Source organism: Asticcacaulis sp. (assembly GCA_024707255.1).
Classification (GTDB): Bacteria; Pseudomonadota; Alphaproteobacteria; order Caulobacterales; family Caulobacteraceae; genus Asticcacaulis.
Genome location: JANQAC010000001.1, coordinates 835927 through 862230, shown reverse-complemented (window position 1 = coordinate 862230; position 26304 = coordinate 835927). Strand labels below are relative to the sequence as shown.

Genomic DNA, 26304 nt, shown 5'->3' with positions numbered 1-26304 from the left:
CATGAACGCCTGGCTGACGGACACCCGCCTTAAATGGATTCTGGCGATCTCTCTGGTTATCAATATCTTCCTGATCGGGGCCGCCGTGGGCGCTGGCTTCGTGGTCAAGCACCATCTGCGTGATTTCCAGCGCCCGCTGGCCATGCAGAAGGCGTGGCGCGAGGCCACCGAAGGCACGACGCGCGAGGAGCGCCATCATATCTATCTGCTGACCAAGGCCGCGGCATTAAGCGGTGAGGCAGACATGGCCAAGGCGCGGGCCCTGCGGGCCCAGGCGCGCGTGCTGGTGTCGCAGGAACCGTATGACGCGGCGCAGATCGCCATGCTGTCGGAACAGGCGCGTAATGCCGAGAACGACGCGCGCGGTAAGATCGAAAACGCCCTGATCCTCAACATGAAGGATCTGCCGGTGCGCGAACGCACCTTCATGCTGACCACGCTGCTGCGCGCCAGTGGCCGGTTTGATCGCTTTATCGCCAGGGACGACAAGCCGCCGGTAAAGGTGGATGCGCCCGCACCGAAATAATCACGGCTGGTCAGCCAGCGGACGGATGGTCTCCTGCAACACCTTGTACTGGGCGTCGATCATGATCTGGTTTGGATCATGGCCGGTGCGCGGCAGACTGATAAATGCCTTCTGCGGTGCGTTCAGGCTGTCGAAATAACGGCGGGAGATAGCCGGCAGCGTCAGGTAATCGTCTTCGCCCTGCAGCAGGAAAATCGGCACGTCGAACTGTGTGCCCAGGGCTGGCAGGTCCACCCTTGAATACATGCCGTCGCCTTTCAGGCCGACAAACTGGAGATAGGAATAGTCCTCGCCGGCGGTATAGTTGGCTTCGGCCTCCGGCGTGGCATAGAGCGGCGCCGGCTGCCACCAGTCCCTGGGCGCCGGATCGGTGGCCATGGCCTCATACTTGCGGTCGACGCGGCGCATGATACCGAAGCCGCGCGGGTCGGTCCACGGCGGAGGGCCCAGTTTTTCCAGCTTGCTCACACTGTCCTGGTCGCCGGCCTGGCGCGCCTTGTCGAGCAGGAGGCTGTAGGTCGCCAGCGGGTTTTCACGGTAGCTGACCATCTGCGACCAGCCGAGATAGGCGGTGAACAGGTCGGGCTCAGCCTTGATCATGTGGATGGCGATGATCGAACTCCACGAACCGCCCATCAGGATCACCTTGCGCTTACCGAGATGCTGCGTCAGGTAGCGGGTCAGTTCGATGCCGTCGTCCCTTATCTGCTCGAAGGTCAGCGGCGTATCCTCGGCGGGCGGCGTCTTGCCGTAGGTCATGCCGGCGCCGCGCTGGTCCCATTGCACCATCGTATAGTTCTTTTCCCAGCCGCCATAGATTTTGTCGGCGAAGAGGCTCATGGGATTGCCGGGGCCGCCATGGACCATGAGGATGACCGGATTGGCGCAACTGTCGCCCTTGATGGTCACCCATTGCGGTATGCCGCCGATCTCGACAAAGCCTTCTTCGCGCACGCTTTGGGTGGGTGAGGTGCAGATATTTCCCGCAGGCGCCTGCGCCTGACTGGCCGTGGCGGAAACGGCCAACAGGGCGGCAATGGTAAAGGCGGCAAGACGGATTGTGGACATGGAACCCCCGGAATATACCGGCAGAAAATATCGTTTGTGACTGGGGTAAGCAAGCATGCCGAGGTTACGTAATAGCGGTAATTTCTAGGCCGGCCCCGCTGAGCTGTATCTCGTTGCCCACTTCCTTGCCGAGCAGGGCGCGGGCGAGCGGCGAGACATAGGACACGCTGCCTTTGTTCGGATCGGCCTCGTCCTCTCCGACGATCTGGAAGGTCTGTTCCCGGTCATCATCGCGGATGATGGTCACCGTGCAGCCGAAAACAACGCGTTCCGGCGCCGTGACGGGATCGATGCGCTGAGCCGAACCCAGGCGGGCGGTGTAGTAGCGCAGGTCACGCGTGGCGCGCGCCATGGCGGTGCGGTCTTCATTGATCAGGCCGGAGGCCTGGGCGGCGGTATAGGCCGCCTTGGCTTCGGCGAAGGCGGCTTCCAGTTGCGCCAGGCCCTGCGGCGTGACGAGATTGGGGTGGGGGGAGACCGGCCGGTCGGGCAGGTTGGCGGCTGCCGCCTCGTGGTCTTCGTCTTTTGTGAAAGCAACGCTCATGGGGTGTTGTAGCACATTTGTGACGACAGGCAGCAAGAAAGCAAGAAGCCCCACCACCAACGCGCAAGGGCGCGTCGGTCCCCCTCCCCACCAGAGATGGGGAGGTATAAGAAAGCAATTCTCCAAAATTCATTCATTGAATTTTGGCAAGGGCGACTGCCCGCCGCGCACGTTTGCGCGCTCTTCAAGCAAAAAAGCTTAATGACGGTTTGCTTCGCAAATCGTCATTAAGCCGCCTGGTCGCCGATTTGCGTGGCGGTCTGGGCGATCGGCAGGATCACGGTGCAGGTGGTGCCTTCGCCAAGGACGCTGTCGACCTCGAAACGGCCATTGTGCATCTCGATCAGCGACTTGGTGAGCGCCAGGCCCAGGCCGGTGCCTTCGCGGGTCTTGGAGAACTGGTTTTCGATCTGCTCGAACGGCTTGGCCAGGCGTTCCATGTCCTTGCGGGCGATGCCGATGCCGGTATCGGCCACCGTGATATGGACATTGGTTTCCGTGGCGATGGCCGAGATGGTCAGGGTGCCGCCGGTGGGGGTGAATTTCACCGAATTGGTCAGGAGGTTGAGCAGGATTTGTTTCAGGGCGCGGAAATCGGCTGATATTTCCGGCAGTTGCGGCAGGTGGACGCGCAGTTTCAGGCCGGCGCGTTCCGCCTTTTGCCGCACCAGGCGCAGGGTGTCCTCGACCACCTCGTCTATGGCCACGGGCTCGAAGCGCAGGTTCAGCTTGCCGGCTTCAATCTTGGACATGTCGAGAATGTCGTTGATCAGTGACAGCAGGTGCTGGCCGGAGCCCAGGATATCGACGGCATATTCCTTGTAGCGCGGATGACCGAGCGGGCCGAACATTTCCGACGACATGATTTCCGAGAAGCCGTTGATGGCATTGAGCGGGGTGCGCAACTCGTGCGACATGTTGGCCAGGAATTCGCTCTTGGCGTGGTTGGCGGCCTCGGCGCGGATCTTGGCGATCTCGTACTTGCGCGCCAGGACCGTCTGCTGCTGGCGGCTCTGTTCCAGCTTTTCCACCAGCCCCTGCAGGGCTTCCTCGTTTTCGCGGCTCTTTTCTTCCTGAACCTTGACGGCGGTGATATCGGCGCCGGTGACGACATAACCGCCTTCGGCCGTGCGGCTTTCCGATACCTGAATCCACCGGCCATTGTTCAGTTCGGCTTCAAAGACGCCTTCGCGCGCATCCTGCGTTGGGTGCTGGCGGCGGATGGCGATCTGCATCACCTGGTCGATCAGGTGGCGCGGCGTGCCGGCCTTCAGGAAACGGGCATCGATATTGAAAGTCTCGCCGAAGGTCGCATTCCACATCAGGAGGCGGTTATGGCGGTCCCACAGCACGAAGGCGTCCGACACCGAGTTGATGGCGTCGCGCAGGCGGGTTTCGGCGCGCTGGGCACGGATCTGGGCGATGCGTTCCTGGCTGACATCGAGCGCCACACCGGACAGGCGCGTGAAGCCGCCAGCCGTGCGTTCGCCGACCGACTGGCCACGGGCATCGACCCACAGGGCCTGGCCGGTGGCCGAAGGGACGCGGAAGGAGACATCGAGCGCGCCAGTGGAGCGAGCGGTCTCCAGCGCCTTTACCACATCGGCGCGCTGTTCGGGGGCGATGCGTTCGAGCACCTCGTTCGTGGAGGCGACGCCGCCGCCGCCCCAGCCGAGCATGACGCCGGTGACATCGGACATATAGATCAGGTTCTGGTCGATATCCCAGTCGAAGATGCCGCAGCGCGCCGATTCAACCGCCAGGCGGTAGCGTTGCTCGCTGGCCTGAAACAGTTGGGCGTCCTCGCGGTTCTTGCGCGCCTGGAAAAACAGCAGGAGGCCGAACAACGCACCGATCAGCAACGGTCCGCCCACGAAGGTCACGGTTTTCAGCAGGCTTTGCGACGCCGAGAAAAAACGTGGTGTGGGCGTGGCTCGGAGCAGGATAAGCGGGCTTACGTCGGCACTGCGCAGGGCGTCGGCGGTGCTGAGGTCGGCCTGCGCCACCGACGCGATCTTGACGAAGCCGCCCTCGGTCAGGGCGCCCTGGATGAGGTGGCCGGAATCGGCGCGTGCTCGCACCTGGCTGTAGGAGACGGCAAGCGCGGTCTTGAGATCCTTGCCGGTCAGGGCCTCGCTGGAGGCGGCGACGATCAGGCCATCGGGACCGACCAGCGCGCTTAAGCCGCCCTTGTCATCGGGGGCTGGCAGCAGGCCGTCTTCGAGCCGCGCCACCAGGTCAGGGGCGCCGCCTGCGCCTTTCAGAACGGCGTAGGTGTGGTCCGTGCGGCTGAGTTTTGAGCCGGCCGTGACGATGGCGAAGGGCGTGTGGGCTTTTTGCGCCGCCTCGATCATCAGGTCGGCATCCTCGCTGCCGGACCGGGCGATAACTTCGCCGCCAGTGGCATTGATCAGCGCCGTGCTGGTGAGGGTGTCGCGGCCCAGTTTCAGGGCCAGTTCGGCTGCGGTGAGCGGTGCGTCGGGTTTCTGGCCCAGTTGGCCTTGCGCCGCTTCCAGCGCCGCGCGGGCCGTGCCCAGGCGGCCATCGAGCCGGGCGGCATCGAGCCGGGCGGCCGTCAGCAGGGCCTCGCCCTCGGCATCCTTGCCGGCGGACAGGCTGTTGCCCAGTTGCAGGGTCGACAGGGCCATGAAGATGACGAGGCCGAGCGTGAGGAGAAGGGCGCCGATCCGGATCCAAAGGGGCATGGTGGGGGAAACGGGGGAGATGATCAGGCGCGATAAGGCGGAACGGCCGTCAGCGGGCTTCGCCGCGTCCTTTTCCGGCTCTTTTTCCGGAGATGCCTTCGCTGTCCGCCCGCCGGCCAGACTTCGGGTGCGCAGGTTTTGATGCGTCTCCGCCACGGGCAGTCCTGTACAGTTTGACCCTGGTGAGGTCAGGTCAGATTCGGTTGCGCCCTGATTCGGCGTAAGCTATCAGGGTAAACGCCCCGTTAACCTATTGTCGAGAGTCTTAAGGTTTTATAAACTTAAATAATTCTCCGGCCGCCAAAAGCGGTTAACTGCCCTCGTCTTCGTCAAAGGTGCCGCTGCCGGCCGAGGTATTGCGTTTGCGGCCGGTGGGTGGGCGGTGATCCTCGCTCCAGCCTTCGCGGCGCTCTTCGCCATGGTATTTCGGATCCTGCTTGCGGCGGCGATCGGGGCCGAAATAGTTGCCGGTGGCGGTCTTGATATAGGGACGCGGATAATCGACGATGGCGACGAGCTTGCGGCGCAGTTCGATGGCAGTCACCGGCTTGCAGCAGAATTCATTGGTGCCGGCGTCGCGCGCGGCGATCACCTTGGACCGCTCCGAATGGGCCGTCAGCATGATGATGGGCACGTAGCGGTTCGGACTGTCGGAGGAATTGCGCACCAGTTTGACGAACTCGACCCCGTCCAGCACCTCCATCTGGTAGTCGGTGATGCAGATGTCGATTGAGTCGTGTTTCAGGCGGTGAAAGGCTTCAGTGGCATCGCGCGCCTCGAATATCTGGGTGACGCCAAACCCGCGCAGCAGGGTTTTGACGATATTGATCATGTGGGCGTTATCGTCCACCACCAGGAAACGGACCCGTTCGAGGCTCGCCAATCGTCTCTCCCAAAACCATGCGCAAGGCGACGCAATCCGCGTCTCTTTTGCGCATTTTAGGTAAGCAATGCTTAAGAGTGGTTAATAACTATTAGCTATATTAGTCCGCCAGCGCCTTCGTGGCCAGTTCGAGGACGTTTTTCGACAGCTTTGGCGCCGCGGTAATCATTTGCAGGGCCTGGCGCATGTTCTCGCTGTAGGGCTGCGCATAGAAGCGGTAGCGGCTGAGCGGTTCGACCAGGCGTGCCGCCGTCATCGGATTGAAGGCGTCGACCGCCAGGATCTGCTCGACCAGGAAGGCATAGCCGCCGCCATCGGGCGCATGGAAGACGCTCTGGTTATTGGCGAAGCCCTGCACCAGGGCGCGCCAGCGATTAGGTGTCTTCGCATCGAAATCGGGGTGATGGCTGAGGGCCTGCACGCGCGCCAGGGTTTCCGGATGCGGCGCCGCTGCTTGCAGCGAGAACCATTTGTCGATGACCAGCGGCTCATGTCTGAAGCGGGCATAGAAAGCGTCGAGCGCATCCTGATAGGGCCTGCCCTGCACGTGGGTAAGCGCGATCAGGCCGCCGATCATGTCGGTCATGTTGGTGGCGGCCTTGAAATGGGCTTCGGCCAGCAGGGTCAGTTCGCCGGGATTTGGGCTGGCGCTGAAGCTTGCCAGCAGCAGGTCGAGCAAGGCGTTGCGCAGGGCGCGGTTGCCGGCCGAGGCGGCATCAGGGCTGAAGGTATTGGCCACTGGCAGGGCATTGTAAAGGTCGCGCAGGGTATCATGCAGGCGCAGGGAGAGCGCCGTTTTGAAGCGCTTGCGGTTGCGGTGCAGGAAGGCCGGATCGATGGGAGACTGGCTTTGCGCCAGATCGGCCTCGGTCGGCAGGCCCATAATCAGCGCCTTGAAGGCATCGTCGAGACGGTCGTCGCGCAAGGTCGCTTCCAGTCCCTGCGCGAAGGCATCGATGAGGTTTTCATCGGGGATTTCGTCCAGCATGATCGCCTTGGCCAGGCCTTGTGCCGCTTCCCAGCGGTTAAACGGATCGCTGTCGCCTTTGAAGCGCGCGAAGGCATGGGATTGCGGCTCGTCGATGGTCAGGATGACCGGCGCGGAGAAATGGCGCAGAGCAGAAATGACGGGGGGCTTTTCGATATTGCGGATCACCATCTCTTCCTGGGCATCGCGCAGGGTGAAGAGCCAGGAGTCATTGCCGGGGGTATTAAAGGGGGCTGCGGCGCGCCGTCTTCATCCAGTACCGCCAGGCGGATCGGGATGGGCAGGGGCTTCTTTTCCGCTTGGCCGGGCGTCGGCGCCGTTGCCTGGGCGAGGCTGAGGGTCAGGGTTTTGGCCGCGGCGTCATAGTGCTGGGAGATGCGGACCTGAGGCGTGCCGGCCTGGGTGTACCAGTCGATCATGGCGCTGAGGTCGGCGCGCAATTGCGGAGTGTCGGCGGTGACGGCGTGGAAGCTGGCGAGGAAGTCTTCCAGCGTGGCGGCGGTGCCGTCGTTGTGCTCGAAATAGTGATCGAGCGCCTGACGATAGAGCGCCGGACCGGCGAGGGTCTTCAACATGCCGACGATTTCCGCGCCCTTTTCGTAGATGGTTGCGGTGTAGAAATTGTCGATCTTGACGTAGGAGGATGGCCGCACGCTGTGGGCCAGGGGGCCTGAGTCTTCAGGAAACTGGCGGGCACGCAGGGCCTTGACGTCCTTGATGCGCGAGACCGCATGGCCGCGCTGATCGGCCGAGAAACCCTGGTCACGGAAGACGGTCAGGCCCTCTTTGAGACACAACTGGAACCAGTCGCGGCAGGTGACGCGGTTGCCCGACCAGTTATGGAAATATTCGTGGGCAATGACCGACTCGATGCGCTCATAATCGGCGTCGGTGGCGGTGGTCGGGTCGGCCAGCAGCAGGGAGGCGTTGAAAACGTTCAGGCCCTTGTTTTCCATGGCGCCGAAGTTGAAATCGCGCACGGCGACGATCATGAACAGGTCAAGATCATATTCGCGGCCATAGACCTCTTCGTCCCATTTCATCGAGCGCTTGAGGGCGTCCATGGCGTAGGCGGCGCGGTCGCGCATCCCTGTATCGACATAGATTTTCAGCTCGACCGTACGGCCGGACATGGTGACGGTCGAGTCTTCCAGCACGTCCAGCTCGCCGGCGACGAGGGCAAACAGGTAGCATGGCTTGAAAAAGGGGTCTTCCCACAGGGCGTAGTGCTTATTGCCTGGCAAGTCGCCTTTTTCGAGCAGATTGCCGTTGGAGAGGAGGTGTGGGAAACCGGCTTTCGGCGCCTCGATGCGGACGCGGTATTTCGACAGGCTGTCGGGGCGGTCGAGATAGTAGGTGATCTTGCGGAAGCCCTCGGCCTCGCACTGGGTGCAGTAGCGGCCGGAGGACATGTAGAGTCCTTCCAGTGTCTTGTTGTTCAGCGGATCGATCTCGACCTCGGTCTCTAAGGTGAAGCTGTCCGGGACTTTTAAGATGGTCAGGGTTTCGTCGGTGGTGGTGTAGTCGACCGGCTTGCCATTCAGAGATACGCTGATCAGCTTCAGGCGCTCGCCCATCAGGACCAGCGGCGCATCGGCCGCACCCTGCCGTTTGATCGTCAGCCGCGCCTTGACCCGCGTGGCTTCGGGGGCGAGATCGAACGCCAGTTCCGTGGCCGGGATCAGGAAGTCGGGGGCCTTGTAGTCGCTGAGTTTGATCGGCTGGGGCGTATCGGTGCGCATATTCGTTCTGTCTCGCTTGAAGTCTCAGTCCACATGGGACTCTTTTCAGAGAAGCTCAAGCGATACAATGTGGATTTGGGTGGATTTGGACGGATTCGGTGAAATTAAGAGGGAAGGGTTTTACTACAAACCACACGAAACGAAGTTCGGCGAAGCCAACGGACACGAACTCTGAGCTTCAATGGCCTGTGCCGGTGAGCGTTGTGCCTTATCAGGAAAGGAGATCATGGACAGGCACGGAAAAAGACGGAAATACACGGAAATATGCGTTTGCTCTAACCTTTGTGCCCGAAGGGCTTTCATTTGCGCGTGTCGAAGCAATGACGACATGAAGGCGCTTCGCGCAGAAGGAGACACACAAAGAATTCCGCGTATTTCCGTCTTTTTCCGTGCCTGTCCGTGATCCTCTTTAATCGCAGCCAGACACAACCACAGACCCTGCCCATCGAAACTCAGAGTTCGTGTCCGTTGGCTTCGCCGAACTTCGTTTCGTGTGGTTCGTGGTCAACCCTTATCCCGCCTGGCGGGTAGCTTTCGGCACATCGGTCACGTCGGTTTCGACGTGCTGGCGCAACTGGTCGGCGCGTTTGGCCAGCGAGATCAGATCATCGTCGAGTTCGCTGTTGTTGCGGGCGTAATCACGCAGGTCCTTGACCAGCTTGAGCAGGTGCGGGGCCGCGGCGATCAGGCGGGCCTGCATTTCGATCAGGCCGGGATCGCGCTCATATTCGGCGCCGGGCACGCGCCAGCCGCCCCAGTCGTTCTCGTCGGTGACGACGATCGGATAGGTGCCGGGGAAGGGGTGATTGCGGCTTTCTTCCGGCGTCTGCCACTTGTTGCGGGCGCGCATCAGGCGCCAGTGCGACAGGTGCTGGTCCTGGCCGCTTTTGTCGGTGGCGCTTTCGGGTGTCAGTTCCTCGGCAGCGAAATCACGGCCCAGGCCGCAGTCATAGGTGACGCGTACCGGCTCGTCGAATCCCTTGACCCAGACAGGGTTGACCTTGTCGATCACCGCCCAGGTGCCGACCGGCTCGACATAAACTCTTTGGTGGCGATGAAAGGTCGCTTTGGCCATGGGACACCCTCTTGCTTATTCTTAAGCTTGTTATGGACGTCTGTTTTACAGGAAAAGTCTTAACAAATGGCGGGCGGTGTTATTATGCCGTTCAGAGAGGGCTGGTGTGTGACCAAGGCATTGTTTCTAATGAAACATTGTGTGCGAAAAGTTCAGGAGTGAAAAAATATTAAATCAGACAATAATATTCAAGGTCTTGGATTCATTCATACTATCAATATGATCAGTTTCACGTCGAAATTTGTTATCTTGCGATGCACAAAAATCCCGCCTAAGCAAATAGGATAAAACAATAAACCGGCTTGACATCTGATCATGCGTCGTCGGAAGAAACCTGACTGCAAGTCTATGTTTTTGTGACGAAAAGTATGACGAGTGACGGCCCAACGGGTACTCTGGAACACGACTATGACCGACACTGTCCTCAACCACGTCAAGCAACATATTGGCCTCCTTGATGGCTATCTCAGCGAAGCCGTCCACGAATTCGGCAAGGCCGAGGTCATGGACAAGGTCGAGGCACTGAAGGACAAGACTTTCGATTTCAGCGCCTTGAGTGAATCGGAAGCCGCGCATATCGCCCGCATCATGACCTGTATGTCCATGCTGTCGGTCATTTCCGAGGATGTCGGCCAACTCGGCAAGATCGACAGTTTCGAGAGCGCCGACGGCTCCATGCAGCCGATCAGCCTGGCCAATGCCGTGGCCTCGGCCCGGCAGTCTGGTGTCGACAGGGCCGAGATTGACGCCACGCTCAGCAGTATACTGGCCTCGCCGGTCTTTACCGCCCATCCGACGGAGATGCGCCGCGCCTCGATCGTGGAGCGTGAAACGGAAATCGCCACCCTGTTGCAAGCCTATGAAAAGGCCGCCAATCCGGGCGAGAAGAAGCAGGTGGGAGATGATCTCTACCGCGCCGTGGCGCTGCTGTGGAACACGCGCCTCAACCGGCCGGAACGCATCACGGTGCGCGACGAGATCAACAACCTGATCGGCGCGGTCAAGCGCTCGATCCTGCCGGCCCTGGTGACGCTCTATACCGAGTGGGGCCGCGACATCCCGCACGAGGGACCGCTGCCGGACGTGCTCAAGCTGGGTTCGTGGATCGGCGGTGACCGCGACGGCCACCCGCATGTCGATGAGGTGACCCTGCGCTATGCCTACCGCGAACAGGCGCGCGTGGCTTTTGATTTCTATCTGGTCCATCTCGACAAGCTCGATACCGAACTGACCATGTCGGACGAGGTGACGCCGGTCAGCGATGCCCTTCAGGAACTGGCGCGCAAGTCGCTCAATACCGATATTCACCGCGTCGATGAGCCTTATCGCCGCGCCATCGCCCATATCCGGCAGCGCCTGCTGCGGACGCGCGCGGAAATCCTTGGGGAATCAGTGGGCAGCCGCGCCGGCGATACCTCGGTCGCTGCGCCGGCCTATGAAAGCTGCGCCGCCTTCCTGTTTGACCTCAGGGTGATCCGCAATTCCCTGGCGAGCAATGGCGGCCGCCGGATGATCGGCGCCACGCTCAAGACGCTGATCCGCATTGCCCGCTCCTGCGGCTTCCACCTGCTGGCGCTCGACCTGCGGCAGAATTCCGATGTGCATGAACGTGTTATCGCCGACCTCTTTACCCAGTCGTCGGAACTGATCGATTATCTCGGCATGTCGGAAAGCGAGCGCTGTTCGCTGCTCTTCGCCGAGCTGGCAAATGACCGGATTCTGCGCTGGGATTATGCCAGCTATTCCGATGAAACGCGTAAAGAGCTACGCATTGTCGATGCGGCGGCGGAGATCGTGAAAACCTTCGGGCCGGAAGCCTTCGGCGCCTATGTTATTTCCAAGGCCGGTTCGGTGTCCGATATCCTGGAGCCGCTGGTGCTGCTGAAACAGGCTGGTTTGGTGCGCGGCGGGCCGCAGCCGCACTGCATGATGAAGATATCGCCGCTGTTCGAGACCATCGGCGACCTGGAGGCGGCGCCGGAGATCATGAAGAAATGGCTGGGCAATTTCGCCGTCCGCTCGCTGATGGGCCGCCCGGCGCTGCAGGAAGTCATGCTCGGCTATTCCGACTCGAATAAAGACGGCGGCTATACCTCTTCGCGCTGGTCGCTGCACAAGGCGTCCAAGGCGATCAAGGCGGTGTGCGACAAGGCTGGCGTGCAGTTGCGCCTGTTCCACGGTCGCGGCGGCTCGGTCGGTCGCGGCGGCGGTCCGGCCTTCGCGGCGATCCTGGCCCAGCCGGAAGGCACGGTCGGCGGGCAGATCCGCGTCACCGAACAGGGCGAGATGATCGCGCGCAAGTTCGGCAATGTCGTCACCGCCCACAAGACGCTCGACAGCTTCGCGGCGGCCACCTTCCTCGGCGACGGTGCCGAAGCGCGGGCCGAAGACGGCGGCCCATACGGCCGATGCGAAGCTGGAGGAAAAATTCACACCGCTGATGGACCAGGTTCATGCGGCCGCCTTTGATGCCTATCGCGGCCTGGTTTATGACGATCCGCACTTCCTCAACTTCTTCCGCACGGTGACGCCGGTGGACGAGGTAAGCAATCTCAAGATCGGCTCGCGCCCGGCTTCGCGCACGGCGTCGGGCAAGATCGAGGATCTGCGCGCCATTCCGTGGGTCTTCGCCTGGTCGCAGACGCGCTTCATGCTGCCGGGCTGGTATGGTTTCGCTGCGGCGGTGCGCGATCTGGCGATCAGCGACGACGTGCTGAAGGAAATGATGCAGTGGGACTTCTTCGAGGTTTTCATCGCCAATATGGAAATGGCCCTGGCCAAGACCGACGTGGAGATTGCCGGGCTTTATGCGGGCCTGGCCGGTGAACCGGAAGAGGCGGCGCGCATCTATGCCAAGATCAAGTTCGAGTTCGACGATACGGTGGCGCTGATCCTGCGCCTGCGCGGCGCGCCCTATCTGCTCTCGACGCATGAGCGCCTGCGCAACCAGATCGAGCGCGCCAATCCGCTGCTGGGTTCGCTCAATCGTTTGCAGGTCTACCTGCTGGGCATCCGCCGCCACGGCAATCGGCACAAGCTGGTACAACTGGCCATGCAACTGACGGTCAACGGCATTGCGTCCGCCCTGCGTAATACGGGGTAAAAGCCGTTTTCCGGCGACGGGTTAAATCCCCTATCAGCCCTTGTGTTTGCGGCGCCGCATGGCCTATATGACCGCTGCGGGCATGGCATTTATAACGCCCGCTGACATTCATTGTTGACCTGCCGGAAAACAGGGGTTATGACAACGCTGTCATGACTAAAGCCCTGGGCACAAAGGGCGGGTCACAGGTTCGGAACGAAAAGGTCTCATGTCGGCATCTTCTGCAAGTAATGGCGCGCGCCAACCGGTTTTTGTTCTTGTCGGTGGTACGGGCGACCTTGCCATGCGCATGTTATGGCCGTCGCTGGCCATGCTCGATCAGGAAGGCTTTCTGGCCGATAATCTGCGCATCATTTCCGTGGCCCGCGAAGACTGCGGCACCGAGGTCTGCGTCGATCGCATCGGCAATGCCGTCACCAGCCGGTTCGGCGAATGGACCACGCCCGAAGCTCTGAGCCGGTTCCGCAAGCGCATCGTCCATGTGGCGCTCGATGCCGCCCATGACGACTGGGGCTCCAAGCTGAAGGCCGAACTCGGCGATCCCGAAACACTCGATATCGTCTTCTTCCTGTCGGTGTCGCCGTCGCTGTTCAAGCCGATCTGCGAACATATCGAAAAGGCCGGTCTCAACAAGGCGCCCAACCGCGTCATCATCGAAAAGCCGATCGGCCGCGACCTCGCCACCTCGAAGGTGATCAACGATTCCGTCGCCCATGCCTTCGCCGAAGACCGCACCTTCCGTATCGATCACTATCTGGGCAAGGAAACGGTTCAGAACCTGATCGCCCTGCGTTTCGGCAATATGGTCTTCGAGCCGTTGTGGAATTCGCAGTCGATCGATCACATCCAGATCACCATCGCCGAAACGGTCGGCGTGGCGGATCGCCTCGGCTATTACGACGAATACGGCGCCATCCGCGACATGTTGCAGAACCACCTGCTGCAACTGCTCTGCCTGCTGGCCATGGAGCCGCCCTCGGCCCTGACCTCGGACGCCCTGCGCGATGAAAAGGTCAAGGTGCTGCGCTCGCTTAAAGCCATCACCGCTGAAAACGTGCTGACCAATACGGCGCGCGGCCAGTATGGCCCCGGCTTCGCCGACGGCCATCCGGTGGCCGGCTACGAGGCGGAAAAGGGTTCGCCGTCCAATACCGAGACCTTCGTCGCCATCAAGGCCGAGATCGCCAACTGGCGCTGGGCCGGCACGCCGATCTATATGCGCACGGGCAAGTGCCTGCCGTCGCGCACTACGGAAATCGTCATCCAGTTCAAGCCGCTGCCGCACTCGATCTTCGGGCCCGAGGCCCAGGCCAACCGCCTGCTGATCCGCCTCCAGCCGGAAGAAGACATTTCGCTGACCCTGATGAACAAGGCGCCGGGACTGACCGCCGAGGGGGTTCACCTCCAGCCGCTCGATCTCAGCCTGTCGCTGATCAAGGCGTTTGACGACAGCCGCGATGGCAAGCCGCCGCGCCGCCGCATCGCCTATGAGCGCCTGATCCTCGATGCGCTCAATGGCAATAATGCCCAGTTCGTGCGCCGCGACGAGGTCGAGGCCGCCTGGACCTGGGTGGATGGCATCATCAAGGCGTGGCACGAGAAGGACATGAAGCCGCAAAAGTACCCGGCCGGCACCTTCGGTCCGGTCAGCGCCTTCAGCCTGATCGAACGCGATAACGGGCGCATGTGGAATGACTGAGGCCGCGCACAAGCTCAACGTCTCGGAAGACGTATTAACTTGGAATGCCCACGGCAAGACCGTGACCGTGCATTGCTTCGCCAATACGCAGCGCGCCGGCACCTATATCGCCGACGCCATTGCCGACAGCCTGCGTCAGGCCATCGATCAGCGCACCAAGGCGGTCTGGATCGGTTGTGGCGGCACCACGCCGAAGCCGATCTACCAGCACCTGATCCATGCCGAACTGGACTGGTCGAAGGTGACCCTGGCCCAGGTCGATGAACGCTTCGTGCCGGTCGATGACGCGGCCTCGAATACGCGCATGATGCGCGAGGCTCTGGCGCCGGTTCTGGCGGACAAGGACCATTCGGGCATGGCGTTCCTGACGCTTATTCAGGATATCGATGACCAGGACTCTTGCGCCGAAAAGGCAGAAAAGACCCTGCGTGATCTGAATGGCGGCGAGGCGCCGCGTTTCGATTTCGCCCTGATGGGCATGGGGCCGGATACGCACTACGCCTCGATATTCCCGCATAATCCCATCAATGCCGAGGTCTATACGACGCAGCGACTCGTTCTGCCGGTTCTGCCGCATACGGATGGTTCCGAGCCGAAATTGCCGCGCATTACCTTAAGCGTGCCGGCGATCAATAATTCGCGCCGTATTCTTTTCTACATCACCGGTCAGGCCAAGCTCGATGCGCTCAAAAGCGCGACCGAGGACACCGACCCCTATACCTCGCCGATCGGCGCGTTTATCGCGCAATGTCCGACCGACGTCGAATTCGTCTGGGCAAGTTGAGATTTGGGCGGGCTAAAGGACTAATATCATGACAACACTGCATCCCGTTATCGCTGAAGTGACTGCGCGTATCATCGAGCGCTCGAAGGATCTGCGTAAGCAATTCATGGCGCGCGCCGACCGCTACAAGGCGAATGAGCCGCGCCGCAAGAAGCTCTCCTGCGCCAATTATGCCCACGTCGTGGCCGCCTCTTCGGACAATGACAAGTTGCAGCAGGCGCTCGATTCCGTGCCTAATATCGGCATAGTCACCGCCTATAACGACATGCTGTCGGCGCACCAGCCCTATCACGACTACCCCGAAAAACTTCGTGTCATGGCGCGTCAGTTCGGCGCCACCACGCAGGTTGCCGGCGGCGTGCCGGCCATGTGCGACGGCGTGACGCAGGGCCGCCCTGGCATGGAACTGTCGCTCTTTTCGCGCGATGTCATCGCCATGAGCACTGCCGTGTCGCTCAGCCATGACGCCTTCGATGCCGCCCTGATGCTGGGTATCTGCGACAAGATCGTGCCGGGCCTGGTCATCGGCGCCTTGTCGTTTGCCCACCTGCCGATCATCTTCGTGCCATCCGGCCCGATGGGCTCCGGCCTGCCGAACCCGGAAAAGGCCAAGGTCCGCACCCTGTATGCGCTCGGCGAAGTCGGCCGCGATGCCCTGCTGGCCGCCGAAATGGCCTCCTATCATTCCGCCGGCACCTGCACCTTCTACGGTACGGCCAATTCCAACCAGATGCTGATGGAAATGATGGGGCTGCATGTGCCGGGCGCCGCCTTCGTCCATCCGGGCACGCCGCTGCGTGACGCCCTGACGCAGTGCGCTGTCGAGCGCGCGGCGAAATCGGCCGAGAACTCCAAAAATCCGTCGCGCATGGCCGATGTCATCGACGCCAAGGCCATCGTCAACGGCGTCATCGGCCTGATGGCCACCGGCGGCTCGACCAACCACGCCCTGCACCTGCCAGCCATGGCGCGTGCTGCCGGCGTGATCCTGACCTGGGAAGACATGGACAAGATTTCGTCCGTGGTGCCGCTGCTGGCGCGCGTCTATCCGAATGGCTCGGCCGATGTGAACCACTTCCATGCCGCCGGCGGCATGGGTTTTGTCATCAAGGAACTGCTGAACGCCGGCCTGATGCACGCCGATGTCCAGACCATCTGGGGGCAGGGCATGGCGGATTACGCCAAGGAGCCTGTGCTGCAAAACGGCGAGGTCGTCTGGCGCGATGCGCCCGAACACAGCCTCGACGAAAACATCCTGCGTCCGGCTTCCAATCCGTTCTCGCCGGAAGGCGGGCTGCGTGAGGTCAAGGGCAATCTCGGCACCTCGATCGCCAAGGTCTCGGCCGTCAAGCTGGAGCACCAGATCGTTGAAGCGCCGTGCGTGGTGTTCGACGACCAGGATGATTTCCTGGCGGCCTTTAAGGCCAAACAACTGCCGGAAGGCGATTTCATTTGCGTCGTCCGCTTCCAGGGGCCAAAAGCCAACGGAATGCCGGAACTGCACAGCCTGACGCCGTCGCTTTCCAGCATCCTTGATGCCGGCCGCAAGGTCGCTTTGGTCTCTGACGGCCGCATGTCGGGGGCATCGGGAAAGGTGCCTGCCGTTATCCACCTGACGCCGGAAGCGGTTGACGGCGGACCGATTGCGAAACTCAAGAACGGGGACGTGCTGCGCGTCGATTGCGTGGCCGGCACCATAGACTTCCTCGGAGATGCCGCCGAGTTTTCACAAAGAACAAATGCTGATCGGCCACCAGAAGCCGACGGCATGGGACGGGAACTTTTTGCGCACATGCGTCGTTCGGTAGGACCGGCCGACCAGGGTGGCGCCGTTTTTTGGTAACTATATGACAAAGCATTTCGAGGCCAGTTCGGTCACCACCTCTTTCAATCGCCCCTTGCGCGGGCTGGTGGGGGATATCGGTGGCACCAATGCCCGTTTCGCCATTGCGGAGCGTCGGGCAGGCAAGACCAGCCTGACCAGCTTCAAATCGCTGGAAACGGCGGAGCACAAGGACGTCTACAAGGCGCTGGCAGCCTATTTCGACATGATCGGTGGCAAGCCGGAACTGGACTATGCCTGCGTGGCCGTGGCCGGGCCGGTGAAAAATGGCCACATCAAGTTCACCAATCTCGACTGGGAAGTCGAGGAGGGGCTGCTGGCGAAAGCGACCGGTGCGCGCCGCGCCAGGCTGATCAATGACTATGCCGGCCTGGCCTTTGCGCTACCGCATCTCGAAGAGGGCGACACCAAGTGCATCGGTCCGGTGAAACAGGGCTTTGGCGATGTCCATGCCGTGATGGGGGCGGGCACCGGCTTCGGCGCTTCGGTGCTGGTGGGCGGTGAGTTTGGCCCCTACTGCCTGTCGACGGAAAGCGGTCACATCTCGTTCGCGCCGGTCAATGACTATGAGAGCGAAATCCTGCGTTTCCTGCGCAAGAAGCACGGCCGCGTGACGGTGGAAATGCTGCTGTCCGGGCCGGGCCTGGTCAATCTCTATCAGGCGATTTCCTCGATCCGCGGCGAACTGGCCGAAGACCTGACGCCGGCGCAGATCACCCATCTGGAAGGCGAGGACGCCACCGGATCGCGCTATACGGTCGAAGCCTTCCTCGACATCATGGCCTCGGTGTGCGGTGACCTGGCCCTGGCGCATGGCGCGGTATCGGGCATGTTCATTGCCGGCGGCATCGCGCCGCGCCTGATCAAGCATGTCGACGAACTGCGTTTCCGCGCCCGCATGGAGGCCAAGGCGCCGCTGGCGGGCATGGTGGCCGCCATTCCGTCACGTATCATCATTCATCCGTATGCGGCGCTGCTCGGTTCGGCGAATGCCTTAACCGACGTGCAGATTACGGCTTAAGAGTAGTAAGTAAGAAACCCCACCACCACGCCTTTCAGGCGCGGTCCCCCTCCCCACCAAAGGTGGGGAGGTATAAGAAAGCGCTTGTACCTCCCCGGCTTGCAGGGGAGGGGGACCATGAGCGCAGCGAATGGTGGTGGGGTATCTTGCTTTCCCAGAACAAAGGAAACACCCATGTCCACGCATCCCGATGTAGAAAAATTCATGACCATGGGCCCGGTGCTGCCGGTGATGGTCATTCCGTCGCTCGACCAGGCCCTGCCCCTGGCCGACGCCCTGCTGGCCGGCGGCATCCGGGCACTGGAAATCACCCTGCGCACCGATTGCGCGCTGGATGCCATCAAGCTGATCTCGAAGGAACGTCCGGACGCCGTGGTCGGCGCCGGCACGGTGTTGACGCCGAAGGATGCCGAGAAGGCCGAGAAGGCCGGCGCCAAGTTCCTCGTTTCGCCGGGCCTGACCAAGACCCTGGCCCATCAGGATGTTTTGCCGCTGCTGCCGGGCGTGGCCACCTCGTCGGAAGTGATGAAGGCGCTGGAATGGGGCTTCACTCACCTGAAATTCTTTCCCGCTGTTCCCGCCGGCGGCGTGCCTTACCTCAAGGGCATTGGCGGCCCTCTGCCGCAGGTCAAGTTCTGCCCGACCGGTGGGATCGACGCGAAAAACGCCGCCGATTTCCTGGCGCTGGATAATGTGCTGTGCGTCGGCGGTTCGTGGGTGGCGCCGGCCAAGGCGATGAACGAAGGCAATTGGGCTGAAATTACCCGTCTCGCCGCCGAAGCCGTGGCGACCTTCGGGAAAAAATAAGCGGTTGAATCGACTTGCGTCTGTCCCATTGACAAAGCTGTCATGACAGACGCAAGCTGATAAGACCAATATAATAAACAAGGCTCGGATTCGAGTGACCCAGATCAAGGCGCCTGCCGCAAAAGAGCCGTCCGTTTCCAGCGCGGTTTCCACCATCAATGACGTGGCGCGGCTGGCCGGCGTATCGATCAAGACCGTTTCGCGGGTGATGAACGATGAGCCGAACGTGCGCGAGGAAACCCGCACCAAGGTGAAGGAAGCCGCCGCGCGCCTGCATTACAGGCCGAACCTACTGGCCCGGTCGCTGGCCGGTTCGCGCAGTTTCCTGATCGGTCTGCTCTATGACAACCCGTCGTCCAGCTATGTCATCGACCTGCAGCAAGGCGTGATCGAGCGCTGCCGCCAGAGCGGCTACCATGTGCTGAGCGAGCCGCAGGACAGCCTGGCGCCGGATATCGGCCGGGCGATCGCCTCGCTGCTGGCCACCATCCGCCTCGATGGCGTGATCCTGACGCCGCCCTTGTGCGACATGGCGGTGGTACTCGATGCCGTTGAAGCCGCCGGCGTGCCCTATGTGCGTGTCTCGCCGTCGCTTTTTCCCGGCCGCTCGGCTCTGGTGGAAATGGACGATACCCAGGCGGCCTATGAGATGACGCAGTTCCTGCTGGCGCGCGGCCACAGGGATATCGGTTTCGTGCGCGGCCATCCGGAGCATGGGTCTTCGCACCGGCGCTATGACGGCTTCATCAAGGCCATGCACGAGGCGGGCGCCGAACCGCATTCGCGCCGCATCGCGCAGGGCTTCAACAGTTTCGCCTCCGGGCTGGAAGCGGCCAAGGCGCTGTTCATGGATGCCGCTAACCTGCCGACGGCGATCTTTGCCTCCAATGACGAAATGGCCTTTGGTGTCATGGCCTATGCCCAGCAGACGGGCGTGCGCATTCCCGATCAGGTGTCTGTGGTGGGCTTCGATGATACACCGGGCTCAATGATCATCTGGCCGCACCTGACCACCATCCGCCAGCCGGTGACCGACCTGGCCTATGCTGCGGCGGATATGCTTTTGTCACGCGCGACAGCGGATGAGGATGCGCCGAATTTCAGCGACACACGCCGCGAACTGCCGTTTGAACTGGTGATGCGCGAGTCGGCGAAGGCGGTTTAGAACGCCGCGTAATTAAAGCACCTTAGCCATCCGGCGATTGAGGCCAAGGGCAAGCGCCCGCCCGAGCTGATGCGAGGAGGCTCGCGCCGCCTGAGCGCATAGAGAGCCAAAAAAAACCCGATGAACCAGAAGGTCCATCGGGATAAAGGCCAGTGCCTTCCAAATAATGCCACATTAAGAAGGCGCTTTAAAACCACGGACGCGAAACGGCTATGAAAAAGGGAAAGAAACCGGGCCGCATAATGGTTTTAAACACAGATCCCGATCCGCAAATTCCAGAAAAATTCGCATAGCGGGAAAACAGGGTGAGGTAGTCATAGCAAATCTGACAACGCTGTCAAATAAATAATGAAAGCAAATATGTTTTTTGACAGGAGCCGCCGGATATATTGCGCCGCAAACGCTCGCGTCAAAAGGGATGGTGACTTGACGGGCCTTGATAGCGCTGTCATTAAACCGGACAGGTCCGGTCGTCACAGGCAGCAAAACGGGCCGGCAAAAGCAGTGACAGGTGGGCGATAACGGGCGGCTTTTTCAGACCGTGCGGCCGTGCTACAGGTCAAAGAAAAAATGTTGTGGAAGAACGACCCAAGGAGCACTCCATTGTCTCATAAATCTTCGCGCAGGCCCGCCCTTCTGATCGGCGCAGCACTCGGTGTGTTGTGTACATTCGGTTTTGGTGCAGCGGATATGGCGCAGGCCAAGGCGAAAGCGGCCGCGCATAAAACCGTCAAAAAGAAGACCGTAAAGAAAAAGGCCGTGGCCAAGGCGCCGGCGGTCATCGCGGTCGATCCCGCCTGGCCGAAGCTGGCCCCGGCCGGCCTGGTCGATCCCGCCACCGAGGCGAAGATCACCGAGATCATGAGCAAAATGACGCTGGAGGAGAAGGTCGGCCAGACGATCCAGGCCGATATCGCCTATATCAAGCCGGAAGACCTCAAGACCTATCCGCTGGGTTCCATCCTGGCCGGCGGCAATTCCGCGCCGGGCGGCAATGAACGCGCCACGCCGGATCAATGGCTGAAGCTGGCCGATGACTACTGGCGCGCGGCGCTCGATCGCCCCACCAAGGCGCCGATTCCGCTGCTGTTTGGCATCGACGCCGTGCATGGCCATTCCAATCTCGTCGGTGCCACCATCTTCCCGCACAATGTCGGGCTGGGCGCTACCCACGATCCGGACCTGATCGAGAAGATCGGCGTCGCCACCGCCGCCGAAATGGCCGCCGCCGGTGTGGACTGGACCTTCGCCCCGACCGTCGCCGTGGCGCGTGACAAGCGCTGGGGCCGTTCCTATGAATCCTACTCGGAAAATCCGGCCGACGTGGCGGCCTATGCCGGCCGCATGGTTGACGGTTTGCAGGGTGAGGGCGGCGGGGCCAATGGCATCCAGCCGGGCCATATCATGTCCACCGCCAAGCACTTCCTGGGCGATGGCGGTACCAAGGACGGCAAGGACCAGGGCGATGCCGAGATGAGCGAGGCTGATTTGGCGCGCATCCACGGCGCCGGTTATCCGCCTGCCATCGAGGCCGGCGCCCTGTCGGTCATGATCTCGTTTTCGTCATGGAACGGCCAGAAGATGGCCGGCAACAAGCGCCTGATCACCGGTGCGTTGAAGCAGCGGATGCACTTCGATGGCTTCACCATCACCGATTGGGACGCCCACCGCCAGTTGGAAAGCTGCGCCAAGGACGATTGCCCGGAGGCGATGAATGCCGGGGTCGATATGTTCATGGCGCCGGATTCATGGAAGCCGATGTACGAAAATACCCTGGCCGATGTGAAGGCCGGCACCATTCCGATGTCGCGTCTCGATGACGCCGTGCGCCGCATTCTGCGCGCCAAGATCAAGGGCGGGCTGTTTACGCTGGGCGCGCCGCTCGATCGGCCGCTTTCGGGCAAGTGGGACCAGTTGGGTTCGCCCGAACACCGCGCCCTGGCGCGTCAGGCCGTGCGCGAATCCCTGGTGCTGATCAAGAATGAGAACCATACCCTGCCGCTCGATCCGGGCGCGCGCATTCTGGTTACCGGCTCGGGCGCCAACGATATCGGCAAGCAGGCGGGTGGCTGGACGATCACCTGGCAGGGCACCGGCAACAGCCGCGCCGACTTCCCGAATGGCGAGACCATTTACGAGGGCATTGCCGAAGCGGTGAAGCAGGCCGGGGGCGTCGCCACGCTCAGCGACAACGGGTTCTACAAGGAAAAGCCCGACGTGGCCGTGGTGGTCATCGGTGAAGATCCGTACGCCGAATTCCAGGGCGACCGCACCAATCTCGACTACCAGACCGGCGACCGCAGCGACCTGGAGATGATCCACAAGCTGAAAGCGGCCGGCATCAAGGTGGTCACCGTCTTCCTGTCGGGCCGCCCCCTGTGGACCAACCCGGAAATCAACGCCTCGGACGCCTTTGTCGAGGCCTGGCTGCCGGGCACCGAAGGCGGCGGCATCGCCGATGTCATCGTGGGGGATCTCAACAAACAGCCGCGCTACGATTTCAAGGGCAAGCTGACCTTCTCCTGGCCGAAGACCGCCAATCAGGGGCCGCTCAATGTCGGCACCGTCGGCTATGATCCGCTCTTCCCCTATGGCTACGGCCTGACCTACGCAGATATCGGCGATGTGCCGCAATTGTCGGAAGATTCCGGCCTGCGTGACGAAGCTGTGGTCAATGTCGATACCTATTTCGCCGCCGGCCGCGTCAAGGCGCCGTGGCAATCGGCGGTGATGGACGGCCAAGGCATCACCATGATCAGCGGCGCTTCGGTGGAAAGCGCCAGCGGCAATGTCACCCAGACGACCGTGGACGCTGACAAGCAGGAATCCGGGCGCTCGGTGGTCTTCAAGGGCAATGGCATAGGCGCGGTGGCCATTTTCGGCTCGCCGGTCGATCTCAGCCGCCAGACCACAGGCAAGATGGCGCTGGCCGTCACCTATCGCCTCGATTCCGCAGTTTCGGGGCCGGTCATGCTGACCATGGGCAAGGACGAAAAGACCTATACCTCGCTGGATATAGGCCCGGAACTGAAGGCGCCGGTCGGGCAGTGGACCACGCTGAAGGTCAAGCTGGACTGTTATCAGGCGGCCGGGCTCGACGTATCGCAGGTCGGCGTGCCGTTCTCGCTGGCGACGACGACGCCTTTGTCGATCAGCTACAGCGAGATCAAACTGGCTTCGGACGAGGGCGACGCCGTGTGTCCGGCGAAGTGATTTCAGTCGGAGAAGTGATTTAGATTTCGCCCTCCCCATTTATGGGGAGGGGGGACCATCGCTTGCGATGGTGGGCGGGGCCTCTGTCGGTTGAATTGCCCCTTCCGTCATTTGCTGCGCAAATGCCACCTCCCCCACAAGTGGGGGAGGCGAATGTGATAGAACAGAGCGGCGAGTTCAATCGTCGCCGTTTCACCTGTTGGGATTTCGGGATTGATTCAGCCTAAAAGCTGTGTCAATTGTATGATAATATAAATCACGGGCGTTATCCGACGCGCCCAAGAGGGGAAACATGCCTGATTTAGCTTCACTGCTGCCGGCGAGCAGCTTTCTGAAGAAGTCTCGATATCTGGATCGTGCTCTTTTACGCCGTCTCCATCTTCGTTCTGGCCCAGGTCGTCTCGCGCCGCAAGGCGGGCGAGGCGGTCACCTCGAACGGTTATTTTCTGGCCGGCAACACCCTGCCGTGGTGGGCCATCGGCGCCTCGCTCATTGCCGCCAACATCTCCGCTGAACAGATCATCGGCATGTCCGGATCGGGCTACAAGATCGGCCTGGCCATCGCCTCCTATGAATGGATGGCCGCCATCACCCTGATCATCGTTGGCAAGTACTTCCTGCCGGTCTTCCTGCGCAATGGCATCCAGACCATGCCGGGCTTCCTGCAGACCCGCTTCGGCCCATCGGTGAAATACCTGATGGCCGTCTTCTGGCTGATCCTCTACGTCTTCGTCAACCTGACCTCGATCCTGTGGTTGGGCGGTACGGCGGTGACCACCGTGACCGGTCTGGATACCCTGACCGTGCTGATCGCGCTGGGCACCTTCGCCCTGCTGTATCAGCTTTCGGGTGGCCTGAAAGCCGTGGCCCTGACCGACATCGTGCAGGTGACCCTTCTGGTGCTGGGCGGCCTGATCATCGCCGGTCTGACGCTTTCCAAGATCGGCGGCGAGGCCAATATCACCGGCTTCCTTGATGGCTTCAACAAGCTGCGCGCCGACTTCCCCGACCACTTCCACATGATTCTCGACAAGTCGTCCGAGCATTACAAGGATCTGCCTGGCATTGCCGTGCTGGTCGGCGGTATGTGGATCATGAACATCTCCTACTGGGGGTTCAACCAGTACATCATCCAGCGCGCCCTGGCCGCCAAGTCGCTGACGGAAGCCCAGAAGGGCATCGCCTTCGCTGCCTATCTCAAGCTGCTGATGCCGCTGATCGTGGTCGTGCCCGGCATGGCCGCCCTGATCCTGGCGCCCGGTCTGCCGAAGCCGGATCAGGCCTATCCGCAGATGATGACCCTGCTGCCCACCGGCCTGCTCGGTCTCGTCTTCGTGGCGCTTACGTTTGCCGTCATTTCGTCGACGGCCTCGAAGATCAACTCGATCGCCACCATCTTCACCATCGATATCGTGGCGCCGCTCAAGCGTGACCTCGATGAAAAGACCCTGGTTATGGTGGGGCGTGTCGCGGCGGTCGTTTCGGTGATCATCGCCGTCATCGTCGCCAAGCCGCTGGTTGGCTCCTTCGACCAGGCGTTCCAGTATATCCAGGATTTCACCGGCTTCTTCACGCCGGGCATCGTGGTCATCTTCGCGCTGGGCATGTTCTGGAAGCGCTGCTCGACGGCGGGCGCCTTCGCGGCCGTGGCCGGTGGTTTCCTGATGTCGTGCTTCTTCTACGTGGCGTCGTACCTGCATACACACCCGGACTTCCTCGGCTTCAGCAACGCCTTCATGGCGACCACCGTGCCGGACATGCCGTTCATGAACCGCGTCGGTTGGGTCTTCTGGATCGCGCTTGGCCTGTGCGTCGCCGTCTCTCTGGTGGTGCCGAACAGGAAGGAAGTCTCGACCCTCACGCTGGAAGGCGTCAGCTTCAAGACGACCCCGGTGGTCAATGCCCTGGCGATCGGCGTGATTGTGATCCTGGTTGGCCTTTACTGGTACTTCTGGTGATGAAGCTCATCGGTGGTCTGCGAACCGTCACCTGCCAAGATACGTTCTTACGTATCGTTTTCACGATACTGGGGATGCGGTGCTCACGTACTTAGTACGCTCCGCTCCGCTCCGCTTCTCGTCAGCTAACGGTTCTCGACTCACCACTGAGCTTCATCTTCCGTTCGTAGAAATAAAAACCGGCGGTGAAGGGAAACCTTCGCCGCCTTTTTTATTGGATCGGCTTCCACGACTCGAAGACGGTTTCGCGGGCGATCTTGCCATCCTGCATCTGGAAGACATGCAACAGGCGCAGTTCGATAACAGCACCGATGGGGAAGGGCAGCTTGGCATAGCCTTTGCCGGTCACTCTGAACTGGACGATGCAGTCATCGACCACGCGGTCCTGCGTGGCAAAGCGATCAAGCGGTCGCATGGACAGCAGTTCGATCGATCCGAACAGGGCGCGATAGTTGGCCTCTATGGCCTCCAGCGTATCCAGCCGCATGTCGCGACTCGGCATGTCGAGTACAATGCCTTCGGCATAAAGGTTCATGATCGAGGCCGGATCGGTGGCCTCACCCTTCATGTGGGCATCGACAACAGCCAGGTTGATTTCAGCGGCGGTGGGATTCATCACGGCAGGTCTCCTTCAAATAACATTAGTTAGACAGATTGACTGTCTAAATACATATAGACAGATAGGCTGTCAATGTGGCAGAATAAAAAAATGAGTAACACCACTATATCCGAAGCCCGCGTTACCCTGGGTTCCCTGTTGCGCAAGCCGTATGAGGTCTTGCAGATCAAGGTCTATGCCGGACTGGCGGCGCGCGGTTTCGGCGACATTCGCCCGGCCCATTCCAGCGTGTTTCGCTATATCCGGCCGGAAGGCTCGCGCGTATCGGACCTGGCCGAACTGGCCGAAATGACCAAGCAGAGCATGGCCTATTTGGCGGGCAATCTGGCTGATCTCGGTTATGTCACCATTGCGCCGGACCCGACCGATGCCCGCGCCAAGCTCGTCATCCTGACGGCGCGCGGCCGCCAGGTGTGGGATGTCTTGGTGGAGCTTAGTTTCGATCTGGAGGCGCAATGCTCCGCGCGGATCGGCACGGAAAGGATGGCGCAGTTGCGGAACATTCTTGGCGAACTGGCGGCGGCAATCGCCGATTGACCCCCTGCCGTGTGCGGGCGTAAG

At 61.2% G+C, this 26304-nt stretch carries 18 protein-coding genes and 1 pseudogene; 12 read left to right on the top strand and 7 right to left on the bottom strand.

Annotated features, from left to right (window positions below):
• The first annotated feature begins 1 nt into the window (after position 1).
• Positions 2–526: a periplasmic heavy metal sensor gene (locus NVV72_04060; GenBank protein MCR6658542.1), complete on the top strand. Its 525-nt coding sequence runs from the start codon at positions 2–4 to the stop codon at positions 524–526.
• On the opposite strand, the gene NVV72_04055 is transcribed toward NVV72_04060, so the two are convergent.
• The 6 genes and pseudogenes from NVV72_04055 to NVV72_04030 form a co-directional block, all read right to left on the bottom strand.
• Positions 527–1594 (bottom strand): alpha/beta hydrolase, encoded by a 1068-nt coding sequence (locus NVV72_04055; protein MCR6658541.1) that lies wholly within the window; start codon positions 1592–1594, stop codon positions 527–529.
• Between the two features lie 64 nt (positions 1595–1658).
• Positions 1659–2138: a transcription elongation factor GreA gene (greA, locus tag NVV72_04050; GenBank protein ID MCR6658540.1), complete on the bottom strand. Its 480-nt coding sequence runs from the start codon at positions 2136–2138 to the stop codon at positions 1659–1661.
• 227 nt (positions 2139–2365) lie between these two features.
• The gene (locus NVV72_04045) at positions 2366–4999 is read right to left on the bottom strand and encodes an ATP-binding protein (GenBank protein MCR6658539.1); all 2634 of its coding nucleotides are present in this window, start codon (positions 4997–4999) and stop codon (positions 2366–2368) included.
• A 154-nt stretch (positions 5000–5153) separates the two neighbouring features.
• Positions 5154–5726 carry a response regulator gene (locus NVV72_04040; GenBank protein MCR6658538.1) on the bottom strand — a complete coding sequence of 191 codons (573 nt, stop codon included), beginning with the start codon at positions 5724–5726 and terminating at the stop codon, positions 5154–5156.
• Positions 5727–5826: 100 nt separating this feature from the next.
• Positions 5827–8456, bottom strand: a pseudogene (gene pepN / locus NVV72_04035) (aminopeptidase N).
• Positions 8457–8967: 511 nt separating this feature from the next.
• Positions 8968–9531, bottom strand: a complete 564-nt coding sequence (locus NVV72_04030; GenBank protein MCR6658537.1) for a hypothetical protein — start codon at positions 9529–9531, stop codon at positions 8968–8970.
• A 408-nt stretch (positions 9532–9939) separates the two neighbouring features.
• On the opposite strand from NVV72_04030, the gene NVV72_04025 reads away from it, so the two are divergent.
• The 10 genes from NVV72_04025 to NVV72_03980 all read left to right on the top strand — a co-directional run bounded on the left by NVV72_04025 (position 9940) and on the right by NVV72_03980 (position 25124).
• Positions 9940–12000 (top strand): phosphoenolpyruvate carboxylase, encoded by a 2061-nt coding sequence (locus NVV72_04025; GenBank protein ID MCR6658536.1) that lies wholly within the window; start codon positions 9940–9942, stop codon positions 11998–12000.
• On the top strand, positions 11972–12634 hold the full coding sequence (locus NVV72_04020) for a phosphoenolpyruvate carboxylase (protein MCR6658535.1): 663 nt from the start codon (positions 11972–11974) through the stop codon (positions 12632–12634). The genes NVV72_04025 and NVV72_04020 overlap by 29 nt, the downstream gene beginning before the upstream one ends.
• Before the next feature lie 208 nt (positions 12635–12842).
• Positions 12843–14333, top strand: a complete 1491-nt coding sequence (gene zwf / locus NVV72_04015; protein MCR6658534.1) for a glucose-6-phosphate dehydrogenase — start codon at positions 12843–12845, stop codon at positions 14331–14333.
• Positions 14326–15117 carry a 6-phosphogluconolactonase gene (gene pgl / locus NVV72_04010; protein MCR6658533.1) on the top strand — a complete coding sequence of 264 codons (792 nt, stop codon included), beginning with the start codon at positions 14326–14328 and terminating at the stop codon, positions 15115–15117. Before zwf ends, pgl begins: the two co-directional genes overlap by 8 nt.
• Positions 15118–15145: 28 nt before the next feature.
• The gene (gene edd / locus NVV72_04005) at positions 15146–16960 is read left to right on the top strand and encodes a phosphogluconate dehydratase (protein ID MCR6658532.1); all 1815 of its coding nucleotides are present in this window, start codon (positions 15146–15148) and stop codon (positions 16958–16960) included.
• 4 nt (positions 16961–16964) lie between these two features.
• Positions 16965–17981, top strand: a complete 1017-nt coding sequence (locus NVV72_04000; protein MCR6658531.1) for a glucokinase — start codon at positions 16965–16967, stop codon at positions 17979–17981.
• Positions 17982–18155: 174 nt separating this feature from the next.
• Positions 18156–18788: a bifunctional 4-hydroxy-2-oxoglutarate aldolase/2-dehydro-3-deoxy-phosphogluconate aldolase gene (eda, locus tag NVV72_03995; protein ID MCR6658530.1), complete on the top strand. Its 633-nt coding sequence runs from the start codon at positions 18156–18158 to the stop codon at positions 18786–18788.
• 94 nt (positions 18789–18882) lie between these two features.
• Positions 18883–19953 (top strand): LacI family DNA-binding transcriptional regulator, encoded by a 1071-nt coding sequence (locus NVV72_03990; GenBank protein MCR6658529.1) that lies wholly within the window; start codon positions 18883–18885, stop codon positions 19951–19953.
• Positions 19954–20643: 690 nt separating this feature from the next.
• Positions 20644–23166, top strand: a complete 2523-nt coding sequence (locus NVV72_03985) for an exo 1,3/1,4-beta-D-glucan glucohydrolase (protein ID MCR6658528.1) — start codon at positions 20644–20646, stop codon at positions 23164–23166.
• A 356-nt stretch (positions 23167–23522) separates the two neighbouring features.
• A complete protein-coding gene (locus NVV72_03980; GenBank protein MCR6658527.1) occupies positions 23523–25124 on the top strand; it encodes a sodium/solute symporter in 1602 nt (533 codons plus the stop codon).
• Between the two features lie 211 nt (positions 25125–25335).
• Here NVV72_03980 and NVV72_03975 read toward each other — a convergent pair whose 3' ends face one another.
• The gene (locus NVV72_03975) at positions 25336–25740 is read right to left on the bottom strand and encodes a nuclear transport factor 2 family protein (protein ID MCR6658526.1); all 405 of its coding nucleotides are present in this window, start codon (positions 25738–25740) and stop codon (positions 25336–25338) included.
• A 93-nt stretch (positions 25741–25833) separates the two neighbouring features.
• On the opposite strand from NVV72_03975, the gene NVV72_03970 reads away from it, so the two are divergent.
• Positions 25834–26280: a MarR family winged helix-turn-helix transcriptional regulator gene (locus tag NVV72_03970; protein ID MCR6658525.1), complete on the top strand. Its 447-nt coding sequence runs from the start codon at positions 25834–25836 to the stop codon at positions 26278–26280.
• Positions 26281–26304 lie beyond the last annotated feature (24 nt).

Excerpts from the sequence above, each read along its gene's own strand:
- edd (MCR6658532.1), top strand. The coding sequence starts at position 15,146 with ATGACAACACTGCATCCCGTTATCGCTGAAGTGACTGCGCGTATCATC.
- NVV72_03975 (MCR6658526.1), bottom strand. The coding sequence starts at position 25,740 with ATGAATCCCACCGCCGCTGAAATCAACCTGGCTGTTGTCGATGCCCAC.
- pgl (MCR6658533.1), top strand. The coding sequence starts at position 14,326 with ATGACTGAGGCCGCGCACAAGCTCAACGTCTCGGAAGACGTATTAACT.
- NVV72_04000 (MCR6658531.1), top strand. The coding sequence starts at position 16,965 with ATGACAAAGCATTTCGAGGCCAGTTCGGTCACCACCTCTTTCAATCGC.
- eda (MCR6658530.1), top strand. The coding sequence starts at position 18,156 with ATGTCCACGCATCCCGATGTAGAAAAATTCATGACCATGGGCCCGGTG.
- NVV72_04055 (MCR6658541.1), bottom strand. The coding sequence starts at position 1,594 with ATGTCCACAATCCGTCTTGCCGCCTTTACCATTGCCGCCCTGTTGGCC.
- NVV72_04060 (MCR6658542.1), top strand. The coding sequence starts at position 2 with ATGAACGCCTGGCTGACGGACACCCGCCTTAAATGGATTCTGGCGATC.
- NVV72_04020 (MCR6658535.1), top strand. The coding sequence starts at position 11,972 with ATGGACCAGGTTCATGCGGCCGCCTTTGATGCCTATCGCGGCCTGGTT.
- NVV72_03985 (MCR6658528.1), top strand. The coding sequence starts at position 20,644 with ATGGCGCAGGCCAAGGCGAAAGCGGCCGCGCATAAAACCGTCAAAAAG.
- NVV72_03970 (MCR6658525.1), top strand. The coding sequence starts at position 25,834 with ATGAGTAACACCACTATATCCGAAGCCCGCGTTACCCTGGGTTCCCTG.
- greA (MCR6658540.1), bottom strand. The coding sequence starts at position 2,138 with ATGAGCGTTGCTTTCACAAAAGACGAAGACCACGAGGCGGCAGCCGCC.
- zwf (MCR6658534.1), top strand. The coding sequence starts at position 12,843 with ATGTCGGCATCTTCTGCAAGTAATGGCGCGCGCCAACCGGTTTTTGTT.
- NVV72_04025 (MCR6658536.1), top strand. The coding sequence starts at position 9,940 with ATGACCGACACTGTCCTCAACCACGTCAAGCAACATATTGGCCTCCTT.
- NVV72_04030 (MCR6658537.1), bottom strand. The coding sequence starts at position 9,531 with ATGGCCAAAGCGACCTTTCATCGCCACCAAAGAGTTTATGTCGAGCCG.